Source organism: Actinomadura scrupuli (assembly GCF_050971785.1).
Lineage (GTDB): Bacteria > Actinomycetota > Actinomycetes > Streptosporangiales > Streptosporangiaceae > Actinomadura_E > Actinomadura_E scrupuli.
The window spans coordinates 417842-434970 of the sequence record NZ_JBPCCU010000003.1; the positions used below are offsets into that span (position 1 = coordinate 417842).

Annotated in this window: 17 protein-coding genes; 16 read left to right on the plus strand and 1 reads right to left on the minus strand. The window is 73.2% G+C overall.

Annotated elements, in window-relative coordinates; translation table 11 throughout:
- Window positions 1-3: 3 nt before the first annotated feature.
- From ACRYCC_RS16160 to ACRYCC_RS16205, 10 genes are all read left to right on the plus strand, one after another.
- Window positions 4-996, plus strand: coding sequence for a Gfo/Idh/MocA family protein (locus tag ACRYCC_RS16160; RefSeq protein ID WP_433812837.1), 993 nt, complete (start codon window positions 4-6; stop codon window positions 994-996).
- A complete protein-coding gene (locus tag ACRYCC_RS16165; protein ID WP_433812839.1) occupies window positions 993-1862 on the plus strand; it encodes a sugar phosphate isomerase/epimerase family protein in 870 nt (289 codons plus the stop codon). Before ACRYCC_RS16160 ends, ACRYCC_RS16165 begins: the two co-directional genes overlap by 4 nt.
- The gene (gene iolC, locus ACRYCC_RS16170; protein ID WP_433812840.1) at window positions 1859-2803 is read left to right on the plus strand and encodes a 5-dehydro-2-deoxygluconokinase; all 945 of its coding nucleotides are present in this window, start codon (window positions 1859-1861) and stop codon (window positions 2801-2803) included. Before ACRYCC_RS16165 ends, iolC begins: the two co-directional genes overlap by 4 nt.
- Complete coding sequence (locus tag ACRYCC_RS16175) at window positions 2800-3690, plus strand: Cgl0159 family (beta/alpha)8-fold protein (protein ID WP_433812842.1); 891 nt, start codon at window positions 2800-2802, stop codon at window positions 3688-3690. Before iolC ends, ACRYCC_RS16175 begins: the two co-directional genes overlap by 4 nt.
- Complete coding sequence (gene iolB / locus ACRYCC_RS16180; protein WP_433812844.1) at window positions 3687-4559, plus strand: 5-deoxy-glucuronate isomerase; 873 nt, start codon at window positions 3687-3689, stop codon at window positions 4557-4559. The genes ACRYCC_RS16175 and iolB overlap by 4 nt, the downstream gene beginning before the upstream one ends.
- A complete protein-coding gene (gene iolD / locus ACRYCC_RS16185) occupies window positions 4556-6430 on the plus strand; it encodes a 3D-(3,5/4)-trihydroxycyclohexane-1,2-dione acylhydrolase (decyclizing) (protein WP_433812845.1) in 1875 nt (624 codons plus the stop codon). Before iolB ends, iolD begins: the two co-directional genes overlap by 4 nt.
- Before the next feature lie 90 nt (window positions 6431-6520).
- On the plus strand, window positions 6521-7498 hold the full coding sequence (locus ACRYCC_RS16190) for a Gfo/Idh/MocA family protein (protein WP_433812847.1): 978 nt from the start codon (window positions 6521-6523) through the stop codon (window positions 7496-7498).
- Window positions 7499-7545: 47 nt separating this feature from the next.
- The gene (locus ACRYCC_RS16195; RefSeq protein WP_433812848.1) at window positions 7546-8526 is read left to right on the plus strand and encodes a sugar ABC transporter substrate-binding protein; all 981 of its coding nucleotides are present in this window, start codon (window positions 7546-7548) and stop codon (window positions 8524-8526) included.
- Window positions 8527-8664: 138 nt separating this feature from the next.
- The gene (locus ACRYCC_RS16200) at window positions 8665-9711 is read left to right on the plus strand and encodes an ABC transporter permease (RefSeq protein WP_433812850.1); all 1047 of its coding nucleotides are present in this window, start codon (window positions 8665-8667) and stop codon (window positions 9709-9711) included.
- Window positions 9712-9722: 11 nt separating this feature from the next.
- Window positions 9723-10571 carry an ATP-binding cassette domain-containing protein gene (locus ACRYCC_RS16205; RefSeq protein ID WP_433812852.1) on the plus strand — a complete coding sequence of 283 codons (849 nt, stop codon included), beginning with the start codon at window positions 9723-9725 and terminating at the stop codon, window positions 10569-10571.
- Between the two features lie 227 nt (window positions 10572-10798).
- Here the strand turns inward: ACRYCC_RS16205 and ACRYCC_RS16210 are convergent, their stop codons facing one another.
- Window positions 10799-11770, minus strand: a complete 972-nt coding sequence (locus ACRYCC_RS16210) for a hypothetical protein (protein ID WP_433812854.1) — start codon at window positions 11768-11770, stop codon at window positions 10799-10801.
- Between the two features lie 97 nt (window positions 11771-11867).
- Between ACRYCC_RS16210 and ACRYCC_RS16215 the strand changes: the two genes are divergently transcribed.
- The 6 genes from ACRYCC_RS16215 (at window position 11868) to ACRYCC_RS16240 (ending at window position 17087) form a co-directional block, all read left to right on the plus strand.
- The gene (locus tag ACRYCC_RS16215; protein ID WP_433812856.1) at window positions 11868-12461 is read left to right on the plus strand and encodes a TetR/AcrR family transcriptional regulator; all 594 of its coding nucleotides are present in this window, start codon (window positions 11868-11870) and stop codon (window positions 12459-12461) included.
- 108 nt (window positions 12462-12569) lie between these two features.
- Window positions 12570-13295: a GNAT family N-acetyltransferase gene (locus ACRYCC_RS16220; RefSeq protein ID WP_433812858.1), complete on the plus strand. Its 726-nt coding sequence runs from the start codon at window positions 12570-12572 to the stop codon at window positions 13293-13295.
- Between the two features lie 87 nt (window positions 13296-13382).
- The gene (locus ACRYCC_RS16225; protein ID WP_433812860.1) at window positions 13383-14306 is read left to right on the plus strand and encodes a TIGR03619 family F420-dependent LLM class oxidoreductase; all 924 of its coding nucleotides are present in this window, start codon (window positions 13383-13385) and stop codon (window positions 14304-14306) included.
- Window positions 14307-14316: 10 nt separating this feature from the next.
- A complete protein-coding gene (locus ACRYCC_RS16230) occupies window positions 14317-14763 on the plus strand; it encodes a nuclear transport factor 2 family protein (RefSeq protein WP_433812862.1) in 447 nt (148 codons plus the stop codon).
- Window positions 14764-14837: 74 nt separating this feature from the next.
- Entirely contained in the window at window positions 14838-15998 is a 1161-nt protein-coding gene (locus ACRYCC_RS16235; protein WP_433812864.1) for an NADH:flavin oxidoreductase, read from the plus strand.
- A gap of 57 nt (window positions 15999-16055) precedes the next feature.
- The gene (locus tag ACRYCC_RS16240; RefSeq protein WP_433812866.1) at window positions 16056-17087 is read left to right on the plus strand and encodes an acetamidase/formamidase family protein; all 1032 of its coding nucleotides are present in this window, start codon (window positions 16056-16058) and stop codon (window positions 17085-17087) included.
- Window positions 17088-17129 lie beyond the last annotated feature (42 nt).

The window sequence follows — 17129 nt, forward strand, 5'->3', positions numbered from 1 at the left end:
TTCATGAGGATCGGGCTGGTCGGCGCCGGGCGCATAGGTGCCCGGCACGCGACGGCGCTGAGCGGACTTCCCCGGGTCGAGTCCCTCGTGGTGGCCGACACCCGGGCCGGGCGCGCGCGGGAGCTCGCGGCGCAGGTCGGGGCGGAGGCCGTCGACACCGTGGACGAGCTGTTCGCGGCGGGGCTCGACGGTCTGGTCGTCGCGGCGGCCACCGACGCGCACGCCGAGCTCGTCGTCCGGGGGGTCATGGCGGGTCTTCCGGTCTTCTGTGAGAAGCCGATCGCTCCGGACATTTCTGGAACGTTCCAGGTCGTCCGGACGGTGAACGCGACCGGGGTGCCGGTGCAGGTCGGCTTCCAGCGGCGGTTCGACGCCGGTCACGTCGCGGCACGTGAGGCGGTCGAGTCCGGCCGGCTCGGCTGGCTGCACACGGTGCGCTCGTGCACGCTCGACCCCGCACCACCGCCGCGCGACTACATCCCGATCTCCGGCGGCCTGTTCCGGGACTGCGCGGTCCACGACTTCGACGCGGTCCGCTTCGTCACCGGCCGGGAGGTCGTGCAGGCCGTCGCCGCCGGGGCCAACCGGGGTGACGAGATCTTCCGCGAGTGCGACGACGTCGACACGGCCACCGCCGTGCTCACGCTCGACGACGGCACCATCGCCGTCGTTTCGGCCAGCCGCTACAACGCGGCGGGCTACGACGTCCGGTTCGAGGCGCTGGGCTCGAAGGAGAGCGTCGTCACCGGCCTGGACGCCCACACGCCGCTGACCTCGCTGGAGGGCGGCGCGAGCGGGACACCGTACGGCGGGTTCCTGGAGCGCTTCGCCGCCGCCTACGACGCGGAGCTGCACGCCTTCACCGAGATGGTCGCGGGCGGCACGGAGAGCCCCTGCCGGCCCGAGGAGGCGCTGGAGGCCTTCTACGTGGCGGAGGCCTGCGACATCTCCCGGCACGAGGGCCGCGCCGTCGAGCTCGCCGAGGTGCGCCGGTGAACAGGATCGCGGGAGCGCCCATCTCGTGGGGCGTGTGCGAGGTGCCCGGCTGGGGCCACCAGCTCGAGGCCGGCCGGGTGCTGGCCGAGATGCGCGAGCTGGGACTGGCCGCGACCGAGTTCGGGCCGGACGGCTTCCTGCCCGCCGACCCGGTCGCGCGCGGTGCGCTGCTGGCGGCCTACGGCCTGGAGCCGGTCGGCGGTTTCGTCCCGGTCGTCCTGCACGATCCCGGGCACGACCCGCTGCCCGAGGTCGACCGCGCGCTGGACTCCTTCGGGACCGCAGGCTCCCTCGTGCTGGCGGCGGCGACCGGCCGGGACGGGTACGACGACCGGCCCGTGCTGGACGCGCAGGCCTGGCGGACGCTGCTGGCGCATCTCGACGCCATCGCGGCGCACGCGGCCGGGCGCGGTGTCCAGGCCACGCTGCACCCGCACGTCGGCACGGTCATCGAGCGGTACGACGAGGTGCACCGCGTGCTCGACGGGTCGCGGATCCCGCTCTGCCTGGACACCGGCCATCTGCTCATCGGCGGCACCGATCCGCTGGAGCTGGCCCGCACGGCGGCCGGCAGGATCGCGCACGCCCACCTCAAGGACGTCGACGCCGGGCTGGCCGGCCGCGTCCGGGCCGGGGAGCTCACCTACACCCAGGCCGTGGCCGCCGGGATGTACCGGCCCCTCGGCGCGGGCGACGTCGACATCGCGGGCATCGTCGGGGCCCTGGAGGACGGGGGCTACCAGGGCTGGTACGTCATGGAGCAGGACACCGTGCTGAGCGCCGAGCCCGGCCCCGGCGCCGGTCCCGCCGCCGACGTCCGGGCGAGCGTCGCCTTCCTCGCCGGTCTCGCCGGGGTGAGCGCATGACCTTCGATGTGATCACCATGGGGCGGGTGGGCGTCGACATCTACCCCCAGCAGATCGGCGTGGGGCTGGAGGACGTCGAGACGTTCGGGAAGTACCTCGGCGGCAGCCCGACGAACGTCGCGGTCGCGGCGGCCCGATACGGTCGCCGGACCGCCGTCATCACCCGGACCGGCGCGGACCCGTTCGGCGTCTTCGTGCACCGGGCGCTGCGCGAGTACGGCGTCGACGACCGGTACGTGAGCGCCGTCGAGGGACTGCCGACCCCGGTGACCTTCTGCGAGATCTTCCCGCCGGACGACTTCCCGCTCTACTTCTACCGGTTCCCCAAGGCGCCCGACCTGGAGATCCGGGAGGCGGAGCTCGACCTGGACGCGATCCGCGACGCCAGGATCTTCTGGGCCACGGTGACCGGGCTCTGCGAGGAGCCCAGCCGGGCGGCCACGCTGGCCGGGCTGCGGGCGCACCCGGGCACCACGGTGCTCGACCTGGACTACCGGCCGATGTTCTGGTCGTCGCCGGAGACGGCGCGCCGGTGCGTGCGGCAGGCCCTCGAGCACGCGACGGTCGCCGTCGGCAACCTCGACGAGTGCGAGATCGCGGTGGGCGAGCGGGATCCGCACCGGGCCGCCGCGGCGCTGCTGGACCTCGGGATGGAGCTGGCGATCGTCAAGCAGGGCCCCAAGGGCGTCCTGGCCGCCGGCCGTGACGGGGTCGTGGAGGTGCCGCCCGAGCAGGTGCAGGTCGTCAACGGCCTGGGCGCCGGGGACGCCTTCGGGGGAGCGGTCTGCCACGGCCTGCTGGCCGGCTGGGACATCCGGCGGACCATAGGATTCGCCAACGCTGCGGGCGCCATCGTGGCGTCCCGGCTGGCCTGCTCGGCGGCCATGCCGACGGCGGACGAGGTACGGGCGTTTCAGGGTGACGGGGGAGCAGAGGCATGATGACAGGGACGTTCGCCGACCGGATCGCCGGGCTGGTCGAGACCCGGGTGTCCCGGCCGCAGGCGATCGCCGAGGCGGCCGCCCGGCGGGCCCGGCGGGGCACGCTGCTCGGGCCGGGCGGCAGGCTCATGCTCATCGCCGCCGACCATCCCGCCCGGGGAGCGCTCGGCGCCGGGGCGCGCCCGCAGGCCATGGCCGACCGGCACGACCTGCTGGAGCGGCTGTGCGCCGCGCTGGAGCGGCCCGGCGTGGACGGCGTGCTCGGCACCCCGGACATCATCGAGGACCTGCTGCTGCTCGGCGTGCTGGACGGGAAGGTCGTCGTCGGTTCCATGAACCGCGGCGGCCTGGCCGGCACGTCCTTCGAGATCGACGACCGGTTCACCGCCTACGACGCGGCGCAGATCGCCGGTCAGGGACTCGACGGCGGCAAGATGCTGCTCCGGATCGACGACGAGGACCCGGCCACCGCGCGCACCCTGGAGACCTGCGCTGGGGCGATCTCCGGGCTCGCCGCGCACGGCCGGATGGCGATGATCGAGCCGTTCGTCGCGCGCCGGACCGACGGCAGGGTGCGCAACGTGCTCACCCCCGAGGCGATGATCCGGGCCATCGCGGTCGCCTCTGGGCTCGGGGTCACCTCCGCCCACACGTGGCTGAAGGTCCCGGTCGTGGCCGACATGGAACGAGTGATGTCGGCGTCCACGCTGCCCGCGCTGCTGCTGGGCGGTGAGGTGCCCGACGACCCGGACGCCGCGCTGGCCGGCTGGCAGCGGGCGCTGCGCCTGCCGACGGTCATGGGCCTTGTCGTCGGGCGTTCCCTGCTGTATCCACCGGATGACGATGTGATCCGTGCCGTCGACGCCGCGCTGGAGGTGCTCGGGTGACGTACCACCTGCCCGCCGCGAGCACCGCCACCGGGCCGTACGCCCTCGAGGTCACACCGGAGAGCGCGGGATGGGGGTATTCCGGGCTGCGGGTGCTGGAGCTGCCCGCCGGCGGTGAGCACCGCTTCGAGACCGGTGAGTCGGAGCTGCTCGTGCTGCCGCTGGCCGGCGGATGCGAGGTCTCCTGCGACGGCCTGACCTTCGAGCTCCAGGGCCGCGCCGACGTCTTCTCCCGCGTCACCGACTTCGCCTACGTGCCGCGCGAGTCCGCCGTCACCGTCACCAGCGCCGGGGGAGGGCGGTTCGCGCTGCCCGCCGCCCGCTGCCGCAACCGCCTGACGCCCCGGTACGGCCCCGCCGACAAGGTCGGGGTGGAGCTGCGCGGGGCCGGCCCGGCCAGCCGCCAGGTCAACAACTTCTGTACCCCCGAGACCTTCCCGGCTGACAAGCTCATCGCGTGCGAGCTGCTGACGCCGGGCGGCAACTGGTCGTCCTACCCGCCGCACAAGCACGACACCGAACGCCCCGGTGAGTGCGTGCTGGAGGAGATCTACTACTTCGAGGTCGCCGGCGGGGGCATGGGCTACCAGCGGGTGTACGGCACCGCGGACCGGCCGATCGACGTGCTCGCCGAGGTCAGGACGGGCGACGTCGTACTGATCCCGCACGGCTGGCACGGTCCGTCGATGGCGGCGCCCGGCTACGACCTGTACTACCTCAACGTGATGGCGGGGCCGTCGCCCGAACGGGCCTGGCTGATCTGCGATGATCCAGCGCACAGCTGGGTGCGCGGCACCTGGGCGGCCCAGGACCTCGATCCGCGGCTGCCGATGACCTCGACCACCGCACGCGGGACGGAGGAACGATGACGACGGTGAGACTCACGGTGGGGCAGGCGATCGTCAGATTCCTGGCCCGCCAGTGGACCGAACGCGACGGCGCCGAGCAGCGGCTGTTCGCCGGGTGCTTCGGGATCTTCGGTCACGGCAACGTGGCGGGCATCGGCCAGGCCCTGCTCGAAGCCCAGGAGACCGGCGACGAGCTGCGCTACCACCAGGCGCGCAACGAGCAGGCGATGGTGCACGCCGCCGTCGGCTACGCCCGGATGCGCGACCGGCTGTCGACGTTCGCCTGCACGACGTCGATCGGGCCGGGGGCGACCAACATGGTGACCGGCGCGGCGCTGGCGACGATCAACCGCATCCCGGTGCTGCTGCTGCCCGGGGACGTCTTCGCCGCCCGCACGGCCAACCCGGTCCTGCAGGAGCTGGAGGACCCGCGCTCCTACGACGTCTCGGTCAACGACTGCTTCAAGCCCGTCTCGCGGTTCTGGGACCGCGTCAACCGGCCCGAGCAGCTCCCGTCGGCGCTGCTGGCCGCCATGCGGGTGCTGACCGATCCGGCCGAGACCGGCGCGGTGACGCTCGCCCTGCCACAGGACGTCCAGGCGGAGGCCTGGGACTGGCCCGCCGAGCTGTTCGACCGGCGGGTCTGGCACGTCGCCCGGCCGGTGCCGGAGCCGGCCGCGCTCTCCCGGGCGGCCGCGGTGCTGTGGACCGCCGAGCGGCCGCTGATCGTCGCCGGCGGCGGGGTCGTCTACTCCGGCGCCTCGGCCGAGCTGCGCGCGTTCGCCGAGGCCACCGGGGTCCCGGTGGCCGAGACCCAGGCGGGCAAGGGCGCCCTGCCGTGGGACCACCCCACCGCCGTCGGGGCGATCGGCGCCACCGGCAGCACCGCCGCGAACGCGCTGGCCCGCGACGCCGACGTGGTCCTGGGGATCGGCACCCGCTACAGCGACTTCACCACCGCCTCCCGGAGCCTGTTCGCCCACCCGGGCGTACGGTTCGTCAACCTCAACGTGACGGCCTTCGACGCGGTCAAGCACGCGGGCGAGAGCCTGGTGGCCGACGCGCGGGCCGGCCTGGCCGCGCTGGGCGAGGCGCTGGCCGGCTGGTCGGTGCCCGACGCCCACCGCGCCGAGGCCCGCAGGCTCACCGCCGGGTGGAACGCGACCGTGCAGCGGGCCTTCGACCAGGAGCACGGCCCGCTCCCCGGCCAGACCGAGATCCTGGGCGCCGTCAACGAGCAGGCAGGGCCGCGGGACGTCGTGGTCTGCGCCGCCGGGTCCCTGCCGGGCGACCTGCACCGGCTGTGGCGGCCCGCCGACCCCAAGGGCTACCACGTGGAGTACGGCTACTCCTGCATGGGCTACGAGATCGCGGGCGGTCTCGGCGTCAAGATGGCCGATCCGAGCCGCGAGGTCTTCGTGATGGTCGGGGACGGGTCGTACCTGATGATGGCCCAGGAACTCGTCACCGCCGTGCAGGAGGGGGTCAAGCTCGTCGTGGTCCTGGTGCAGAACCACGGGTTCGCCTCCATCGGCAACCTGTCGGAGTCGGTCGGCGCGCAGCGCTTCGGCACCCGCTACCGCTACCGGGACGCCGCGACCGGCGGGCTGGACGGCGGCGTCCTGCCCGTCGACCTCGCGGCCAACGCGGCCAGCCTCGGCGCCGACGTCCTGCGGGCCGGCACCGTGAAGGAGTTCCGCGTCGCGCTGCGCGAGGCGGTCGCCTCCGACCGGACCACGGTCGTCCATGTGGAGACCGACCCGCTCGCCCCGGCTCCCGGCAGCGACGCGTGGTGGGACGTTCCCGTCGCCGAGGTGTCGGAGCTGGCGTCCACCCGGGAGTCGCGCGCCCGGTACGAGAGCGACCGGCGGGCTCAGCGCCCCTACCTGTAAGGACAACATGTCGATCATCGAGCACCCGCCCGGGACGGCCGCCGGCCGCCCGCCACGGGTCCCGTCGTGCCCGGCCGCGGGGTGAGGGCGATGCGCATCGGAGTCGTCGGGCTCGGCCGGATCGGCGTCATGCACGCCCGCCACGTCGCCGAGCTGGCGGAGCTCGTGCCGGCCGACGGGGACCCCGCGCGGGCGGCCGCGGTCGCCGGCCTCGGGGTGGCGGTCCGGCCGGACATGCGGGCGCTGCTCGGCGAGGTGGACGGAGTGGTCATCGCCACTCCCACGCCCACCCACCCCGCGCTGATCCGCGAGGCGGTCCGGGCCGGGGTGCCGGTGCTGTGCGAGAAGCCGGCCGCGCTGGACCTCGGGGTGCTCAGGGAGCTGGTGCAGGACCTCAAACGCTACGACGTCCCGGTGATGATGGGCTACCAGCGCCGGTACGACCCTGCCTACCAGGAGCTGCGCCGGCGGGTGGCGGCGGGCCGGACCGGCCGCGTCCAGCTGGCCCGGTCCACCAGCAACGACCGCACCCCGCCGGATCCGTCCTTCCTGCCGGGCTCCGGCGGGATCTGGCGCGACCTGCTCATCCACGACCTCGACGCGCTCGCCTGGGTCGTGGGGGAGCGGGTCACGGAGGTGCAGGCCGCCGGAGCCGTCCTGGTCGACCCCGTCTACGCCGACCACGGCGACGCCGACACCGCCACGGCCACCCTGCGGTTCGAGGGCGGCGCCCTCGGCGTGGTGACCGGGGCGCGGCGCAACGGCCAGGGCTACGACTGCCGGCTGGAGGTCTTCGGTGCCGAGGCGACCCTGGCGACAGGGGTGGACGACCACACGCCGGTCGTGTCCCTGGAGCCGGGCGTGCCCGCGCCCGCCGGGGCGCACGACGGCTTCATGGGCCGGTTCGCCGCCGCCTACCGGGCCGAGATCGCGCACTTCCTGCGCGTCATCGCAGGGACCGCGGACAACCTCACCCCTCCCGAGGAGGGCCTGCACGCTCTGGAGATCGCGCTGGCCTGCGAACGCGCCGTCCGGGAACGGCGGCCGGTCCGCGTCACCGCCGACTGAACCCCCCCGAATTTTCACCCCCACCCCCCAGAGAAGGAGAACGCTCGATGAGACATACTCGGACCGCAGGCCTGGCCGCCGCCGCCCTGGCGGCGCTGCTCACCGTCAGCGCCTGCAGCAGTTCCGGCGGTAAGAAGTCCGAGTCCGCGCCCGCGGCCGCCGGCGGGCCCAAGCTCAAGATCGCGATGGTGACGCACTCGGGCCCGGGCGACACCTTCTGGGACATCGTCCAGAAGGGCGCGAAGGCCGCGGCGGCCAAGGACAACGTGCAGTTCCTGTACTCCGCCGACCCCGACGGCGGCAAGCAGTCCCAGCTCGTGCAGGCGGCGATCGACCAGAAGGTCGACGGCATCATCGTCACCCTCGCCAAGCCCGACGCCATGAAGGGCGCTCTGGCGAACGCGGCCCAGGCCAAGATCCCGGTGGTGTCCATCAACTCCGGTGCGGACGTGTCGGGCAAGCTCGGCGCCCTGGTCCACTTCGGTCAGGACGAGAAGGTCGCCGGCGAGGCGGCCGGCCGGGAGCTGAAGACGATGGGCCTCAAGAAGGCCATCTGCGTGATCCACGAGCAGGGCAACGTCGGCCTCGAGGACCGGTGCGCCGGCGCTAAGTCGACCTTCGGCGGCTCGCTGGAGAACCTCTACGTGCAGGGCACCAACATGCCGCAGGTGAAGTCGTCGATCACCGCCAAGCTGCAGGCCGGCAAGGACATCGATGGCGTGCTGACGCTCGGCGCCCCGTTCGCCAAGACGGCCGTCGACTCCGCCAAGGACGCCGGCAGCACCGCGAAGATCGCCACCTTCGACATGAACAAGGAACTGATCACCGCGCTCAAGGACGGGTCGATCCAGTTCGCCGTCGACCAGCAGCCCTACCTGCAGGGCTACGAGGCCGTCGACGAGCTGTGGCTGCTCAAGACCAACGGCAACGTGCTCGGTGGCGGCCAGGCCGTGCTGACCGGTCCCGCCATCGTCACCAAGGACACGGCGGGCACCATCGAGCGGTTCGCCGACCAGGGAACCCGCTGAACCCCGCGGGGCGCCCCACCCGGGGGCGCCCCGCATCCGCACACCGCAGAGGAGGACCGACGTGAGCGGACTGAACGCCCCTGCCCCTGCCCCGGGGCGGCGTGGCCGCGGCTGCCAGCCGCCGGGCGAGGAGACCGTATGAGCCAGACCATGGTGGCGCCCGCCCCGAGCGACGAGCGGGTCGGTACCAAGTCCCCCGTGCGCCGCCTGCTGGGACGTCCCGAGATCGGCGCGCTGATCGGGGCGATCGCGCTCTTCGTCTTCTTCTCCCTGGTCGCGGACTCGTTCCTGCAGGCGAGTTCCTTCTCGACCGTGCTGTACGCGAGCTCCACGTTCGGGATCATGGCCGTCTCGGTCTCGCTGCTCATGATCGGCGGTGAGTTCGACCTCTCGGCGGGCGTCATGGTGACCTCCGCCGCGCTCATCGCCTCGATGTTCAGCTACCAGTTCAGCATGAACGTCTGGATCGGGGTGGCCGTGTCGCTGGCCGTCACGCTGGCGTTCGGGTTCCTCAACGGGCTGCTGTACGTCAAGACCGGGCTGCCCAGCTTCATCGTCACCCTCGGCACGTTCTTCATGCTCGCCGGCGCGAACCTCGGCGTCACCAAGCTCATCACCGGCAACGTGGCGACCCCGTCGATCGCGGACATGGACGGCTTCGGCTCGGCGAAGGACGTCTTCGCCTCCGACCTGGACCTCTTCGGCGTCAACATCAAGATCACTGTGCTGTGGTGGCTGGTGATGGTGTTGGCGGCGACCTGGCTGCTGCTGCGCACCCGTACCGGCAACTGGATCTTCGCGGTGGGCGGCGCCGCGCTGAGCGCCCGGGCCGTCGGGGTCCCGGTGGCCCGGACGAAGATCGGGCTGTTCATGGGAGTGGCCTTCACCGCCTGGTTCTCCGGCATGCACCTGCTGTTCGCGTTCGACTCCGTGCAGTCCGGTGAGGGCGTCGGCAACGAGTTCTTCTACATCATCTGCGCGGTCATCGGCGGCTGCCTGCTGACCGGCGGGTACGGTTCGGCGATCGGCGCCGCGATCGGCGCGTTCATCTTCGGCATGGCGAACAAGGGCATCGTCTACGCCGAGTGGAACCCGGACTGGTTCAAGTTCTTCCTCGGGGCGATGCTGCTCATCGCCACCGTCGTGAACCTGTGGGTTCGCCGGCGCGCCGAGCTGTCGAAGTAGGGAGGGCCGGCATGCCTGAGACCACGACCCGGACACCGCTGGTCAAGCTGACCGGTGTCGGCAAGCACTACGGCAACATCATCGCCCTGCGCGACGTCTCGCTGGAGGTCTCCGCGGGGGAGGTGACCTGCGTGCTCGGCGACAACGGCGCCGGCAAGTCCACCCTCATCAAGATCGTGGGAGGCCTGCACCGGCACGACGAGGGCACCTACGAGGTCAGCGGGGAGCAGGTCTCCTTCGGCTCTCCGCGCGAGGCCCTCGACCGCGGCATCGCCACCGTCTACCAGGACCTCGCGGTGGTGCCGCTCATGCCGGTGTGGCGCAACTTCTTCCTCGGCTCGGAGCGGCGCCGCGGCCTCGGCCGCATGGACATCGACTTCATGCGGCGCACGACCCGCTCCGAGCTGCTGGAGATGGGCATCGACCTGCGCGACGTCGACCAGCCCATCGGCACGCTGTCGGGCGGCGAGCGCCAGTGCGTGGCCATCGCGCGGGCGGTCTACTTCGGTGCGAAGGTGCTCATCCTGGACGAGCCGACCGCCGCGCTCGGCGTCAAGCAGGCCGGGGTGGTGCTCCGCTACATCCTGCAGGCGCGGGCGAAGGGGCTCGGGGTGGTCTTCATCACCCACAACCCCCACCACGCCTATCCCGTGGGGGACCGGTTCCTGCTGCTCAAGCGGGGCCAGAGCCTGGGCGAGCACGCCAAGAGCGACATCAGCCGGGAGGAGCTGACCGCGCTGATGGCCGGCGGCGCCGAGCTCGAACAGCTCGCCCACGAGCTGGAGTCGGTCTCCGCCGGCGCCGCCGCCGCCCGCGAGCTCACCGCGGAGGCCGAAGAACTAGGCCTCACCGACTCCTGACCCCCTCACCCACCCTCGCCCTCACTCCCTCACCCGCACCGCCGTGATCATGCAATCAATCGTCGATGGATTGCGTGATCACGGCAGTGAGGGGTGGGGAGGCGGGTGTACCGGTGACTGGGCGCGCCTGCGGGCCCACCGCACGGGGGCCCGCCGCGCCGGGGTGCCGGCGTACGGGTCCCGTCGCGCCGGGCCCCGGCGTGCCGGAACGGGGGAGCAGGTGGTGGTCAGGCGAGGGCGGGTTCGCGTGCGGGCGCGGTCCGCGTACGCCCGCGCAGCGTGGCGGCGGTCAGCAGCGCCAGGCCCGCGGCCGCCCAGACCAGCAGCACCGTCAGCGGCCGGCCGGCCCCGGCCCCGTCGAAGAAGGTCACCGACCGCAGCAGGGTGGCGAGCGCCCCGGCGGGCAGCAGCTGGCCGATCGTGCCCCAGGGCTGCGGCAGCAGCTCCGGAGCGGAGGCGGCGGCCGACACCGGGTTGCCGAGCAGCATGAGCAGCGCACCGCCGCCGAGCCCCGGCCGCCCGACGATCGACGCCAGGCCGGTGATCGTGCCGGTGCCGGCGAAGATGGCCAGGGCGACCACCGACGCGATGGGCAGGAACGGGCCCGGCAGCAGCGACATCCAGCTGCCCGCGAGCGCGGTGGTGACCAGCCCGCCGGCGACCGCGAAGCCGGCCACGCCGGCGAACCGCCATCCCACCGAGGGCAGCAGCAGGCTCAGCAGCAGGGCACCGGCGATGCCCGACATCACCAGCGGCAGCACGATGGCCGCGAAGCCGGCTCCGCGCGGGTCGGCGGAGGCCGTGGCGACGACGTCCTCGGGGACGGCGGCCGGGGTTCCCGAGAGCTGCTGCGCGGCCTGGGTGAGCAGTTGGGCCACCACGGGGCTCGCGGCCGACGCGACCAGGACCCGGGGGCCGGACGGCGTGACCACGATGGCGCCGTAGGCATCCCGGTCGGCGATCGCCTGACGCGCCGCCGCCTCGTCGGGCCGCTTCTCGATCGTGAAGGCGCCGGAGTGCGCGCGGGCGAGCCGGTCGGCGACCGCACCGGTCTGGGCCGCGGGACCCGCCACGACCAGGGGCACGTCACGGGGGGCGGTCCGGGCGGCGGGCCAGGCGAACGCGACGAGCAGGAGCGCCTGGAACAGGACGGCGCCGAGGGTCAGCGCCAGAGCACGGGTGGCGAGCGGAGATTGCATGGCCGACTCCAAAACGAATGTCCGTTCTCTTTTCTTTTCCAGCGTTCCAGCGGGGTGTGCGCTTGTCAAGAACGAATGTCCGTTTTAAATTGGATCCATGCCCCGGGTCAGTGCCGAACACCTGGAACGCCGCAGGCAGCAGATCCTGGACGGCGCCAGGATCTGTTTCGTCCGCAGAGGTTTCCACGAGACGTCCATGCAGGACATCTTCCGCGAGTCGGGGCTGTCCGCCGGGGCCGTCTACCGCTACTTCAAGAGCAAGGACGAGATCATCCGGGCCATCGTGGCCTACAACCAGGGGCTGATCGGCGGCCTGCTCGGCGAGATCCTCGGCGAGGAGACGCTGCCGCCGCTCGAGGAGGTCATGAGCCGGTTCGCCGGACGGCTCATCGCGATGCTGGGCGGCCCGGACGGTGCGTTGCGCATCGCCCCGCAGGGCTGGGCGCAGGCCGTCCACGACAAGGAGTTCGCGCCGATCGTCCGCGAGCTGTTCTCCGACACCCGGCAGCTGTGGATCAAGCTCGCCGTACGGCTGCGCGACGACGGCAGGCTCGCCCCGGACGCCGACCCCGAGGCGGTCGGCGCGATGCTGCTGTGCCTGATGCCGGGCTTCATCCTGCAGTACCTCCTGCTCGACGACGTGGACGAGCGGACCGTCCGGGCGGGCATCCACGGCCTCGTCGCCCGCTGAGCCGCTCGACGGGCGGCCACCCTGCCGTGACCCGGTGGCGATCGGCCGCGACCCGGCGGCGACCCTCCCGGGAGCGGAGCCCCCGGGAGGATAGGGCAGGCTGGCGCCATGGACGTCCCGGACGGCTTCGACGAACTGGTCGACGGCGCGTGGCCGGCGGCGTACGCCGAGCCGATCGGCGGCTGGCGGGCGCGCTACGCCGAGGGGGTCACCAAGCGGGCCAACTCCGTGCTGTGCACCGGCGATCCGGGCGAGGTCACCACGGCGATCGAGGCCGCCGAGCGCTTCTACGCCGGGCGCGGGCTGCCCGCCGTGTTCCAGGTGAGCGGCGCCGCCCGGCCGCCGCGGCTGGACGGGCTCCTGGCCGGCCGGGGCTACACCCTCGTCGATCCCACCCTGGTCATGGTCCGCGAGCTCCAGCACACGCGCCCGGACTCCCGGGTGGTGATCGGTGACGCCCCGACGCCGCGCTGGCTCGGCCTGTGGTGGTCGGTGGACGGGCGGTACGGCACGGGACTGCCGGCCGCGGAGCGGATCCTGACCGGCGTCCCGGCCTGGTACGCCTCGATCGAGGAGGACGGGGCCCTGCTCGCCACCGGGCGGGCGGTGCCGCAGGGGGAGTGGCTGGGGATCTACGCCATGACGGTGGCGCCCGCGGCCCGGCGCCGCGGGCTCGGCCGCGAGGTGCTGCGCGCGCTCCTGGCCCGCGGCCGCGACCAGGGCCGCACCCGGGCCTACCTCGCCGTCGTGGAGTCCAACACCGCGGCCCGCGCCCTGTACGAGCGGGAGGGCTTCCGGATCGCCGGTCGCTACCACTACCGCGTGCGGCCCTGACCGCGCTACGCCGGCGGGATCCCCGCGGCGCGGGCGATGTCCCCGGGAACGCTATGCCCGAGCAAGCGCTTGGCCTAAGGTGACCCCATGGCCCCGGTCCTGTCCGTCACCCTGCCGAACTTCGGTGACCTCTTCCCGCCCGGCGAGTGGCGCCGCTACCTGGATCTCGCCCGCACGGCCGAGCAGGCGGGCGTGGACCGGATCGTGGTCGTCGACCACGTGGTCATGGGCCGCAACACCGACGCCTACGCGTGGGGCCCCTTCCCCGGGACCTCCGACGAGCCCTGGCTGGAGCCCCTGACGGTGCTCAGCGCGGTGGCCGCCGTCACCGAACGGATCAGGCTGGCCACCGGTGTCCTCATCGCCCCGCTGCGCGGCGCCGCCCTCCTGGCCAAGACGGCCGCGACGCTCGACCAGCTGTCCGGGGGCAGGCTGGAGCTCGGCGTGGGCACTGGCTGGCAGCGCGAGGAGTACGACGCGGCGGGCGTGGAGTGGGAGCGGCGCGGCCAGATCCTCACCGACACGATCGGCGCGTGCAAGGCGCTCTGGCGGGACGCTCCGGCGACGTTCACCTCCGAGACGGTCGAGTTCACCGACATCTGGTGCGAGCCGAAACCGGTGCAGCCCGGGGGAGTGCCGCTGTGGATCGGCGGCACCCTGCATCCGCGCAACCTCGAGCGGCTCGCCCGGTGGGGAGACGGCTGGATCCCGATCATGGGCGAGACCCCCGAGGGCCTGGCGAGCGGCGTACGCACGGCGCGGGCGGCATGGTCCGCGGCGGGCCGTGACCCCGCGGGCCTGGGCGTGCAGGCCTCGCTGCCGATCCGGCGGGACACGGCGGGCCGCCCGGATCTGGCCCGCAGCCTGGAGAGCGTCCCCGAGCTGGTCGCGGCCGGGGGGACGGTGGTCAACGTGTACCTCACGGCGTTCTGCCCCGATGTGACCGAGGCCGGCGCCTTCTTCCACGAGCTCGTCCGCGGTCTCGCCGCGGTCTCGTCCCCGGTGCCCTGAGGAGGCGGCCATGCAGGAGCTGAGCACCCGGATCTCGCTGCGCGAGCTCGTCGACCGCTACGCCGCCGAGGTGGACCGGCGCCGGCCCGGGCACGTGGCGGCGCTGTTCACCGAGCAGGGGGCACTGCTCATCCACGGGCCCGGGGACGACGAGCCCCGGCGCGCCTACACCGGCCGGCGGGCCATCGAGCAGGCCCTGGGCGGGCTGAACCGCTTCCGGGTCACCAGCCACCTGGTCGCCGGCCAGTTGCTCGACCCCGGCTACGACGAGGTCACCGGGGAGACCTACTGCCTCGCCTCGCACGTCTACGACGGCGACGGCGGCCAGCGGATGTACATGATGTCGATCCGCTACCAGGACACCTTCGTGCGGGAGGGCGAGCGGTGGCTGTTCGCGGTCCGGCGCGAGCGGGTCGACTGGGCCGAGGACCGCCCGTTCGAACCGCGCCCCGTGTGACCGAGGGCCGTGTCCCCGGCAGGTGTGTACGGACAGGTGTGTGACCGACAGGTGTGTGACCGAGAGGGAGTGCCGTGACCGAGATCTTCGAACCGGCCCGGCTGGGCCCCGTCGAGCTGCGCAACCGGGTCATCAAGTCCGCCACCTTCGAGGGGCGTACCCCCAAGGGCCTGGTCACCGACGACCTGATCGCCTTCCACCGGGGCATCGCCGCGGGCGGGACGGCCATGACCACGGTGGCGTACTGCGCGGTGGCCCCCGAGGGCCGGACGGAGCGCCGCCAGATCCACATGCGGCCGGAGGCGATACCGGGGCTGCGCCGCCTCACCGACGCCGTGCACGCCGAGGGGGCCGCGGCGTCGGCTCAGCTCGGGCATGCCGGGCCGGTGGCCGACGCCCGGTCGAACCGGCTGCCGACGCTGGCGCCGAGCCGGCGCTGGAGCCCGCTCACCGGCCGGTTCATGCGGGCCGCCGGTGAGGACGACATCGAGCGGATCACCGAGGCGCACGCCCAGGCCGCGGCGATCGCCGCGGACAGCGGCTTCGACGCGGTCGAGCTGCACTTCGGGCACAACTACCTGATCAGCTCCTTCCTCAGCCCCCGGCTCAACCGCCGCCGCGACCGGTGGGGCGGCGACCTGGAGAACCGCGCCCGCTTCGCCCGGCAGGTCGCCCGCGCGACCCGCGAGCGGGTCGGCGACCGGATCGCGGTCACCGCCAAGCTCAACATGGAGGACGGGGTACGGGGCGGGCTCGGGATCGAGGAGAGCCTCGAGGTGGCGCGGATGCTGGAGCGGGACGGGCACCTCGACGCCCTGGAGCTCACGGCCGGCAGCTCACTGGCCAACCCGATGTACCTCTTCCGCGGGGACGCGCCGGTCCGCGAGTTCGCCGCGGTCTTCCCCCAGCCGCTGCGGGCCGGCATCCGCCTGGCCGGAGGCAGGTTCCTGCGCAGCTATCCCTACCGGCCCGCCTACCTGCTGCCGGAGGCCCGCCGGTTCCGGGAGGCGGTGACCATGCCGCTCATCCTGCTCGGCGGGATCACCGACCGGGCCGGCATGGACCTGGCGATGGCGGAGGGCTTCCAGTTCGTCGCCATGGGCCGCGCGCTGCTCATGGAGCCCGACCTGGTCAACCGGATCGCGGGCGACGCGGACACCAGATCGCGCTGCGTACACTGCAACAAGTGCATGCCCACGATCTACCGGGGCACCCGGTGCGTCCTGGTGGAATGACCCGCCCGTCCCGGGCGGTCCGGGAGATCCACCTGGGCGTCCCGTCCCGGAGGAGTCATGCGAACGGTGACCGATCTCGTCTACGACCAGGACCCCGACGCCGATCCGGCCGGGCTGACGTTCACCTTCGGCGGGGCCGCGCCGGTGGCCTCCATCCGGCCGGGCACGGTGCTGTCCACCTGGACGCGGGACTGCTTCGCCGGGCGGATCAGGTCCACCCGGGACCTGGTGTCGCGGCTGTGCGACCCGCGCTTCATCAACCCGCAGACCGGGCCCTTCCACGTCGAGGGGGCCGCTCCCGGGGACACCCTGGCCGTCCACTTCGTCAGCATCGAGCCGCGTGAGTCCTTCGGCGTGAGCACCACCGTGCCGTTCTTCGGCGCGCTGACCGGGACGGGCCTCACTCCCACGCTGCAGGGCGCGCTGGAGGAGCGCACCTGGGTGTACGAGATCGACCGGGCCGAGCGCCTGGTGCGCTACCGCGCTCTCGACTCGGTCTACGAGGTCGATCTGCCGCTGGACCCCATGCACGGGACGGTCGGCGTCGCCCCCGCCCTCGGCGAGGTGCGCAGTTCGCTGGCGCCCGGTGACTGGGGCGGCAACATGGACACCCCCGAGATGCGGGCCGGGGTCACGTGCTACCTCGGCGTCAACGTCGAGGGGGCGCTGTTCAGCTTCGGGGACGGGCACGCCCGCCAGGGGGAGGGCGAGACCTGCGGCGTCGCGGTGGAGACCGCCATGGACACCGTGGTCATCGTCGACCTGCTCAAGGGCGTGCCCTGCCCGTGGCCCCGGCTGGAGGACGACCACTTCGTGATCACCACCGGGTCGGCGCGGCCACTGGAGGACGCCTTCCGGATCGCGCAGTCCGAGCTGGTCCGGTGGACGGCCGCCGAGACCGGCCTCAGCGTGCTCGACGCCTACCAGCTCGTCTCGCAGGCGGTGCTCAGCCCGGTCGCCAACGTGGTCGACACCGCCTACACCATGACGGCCAAGCTGCCCAAGACGGTGCTGCCCGGTGTCGCCCCGATGGCCGGCACGCACGCCAGGCTGCGGGAGCAGGCCGCCGCGTGGCGGGCGGCCCGCTGACCGCCCGCTGAGACGACGCGCTGAGACGACCCGCTCCGGGGC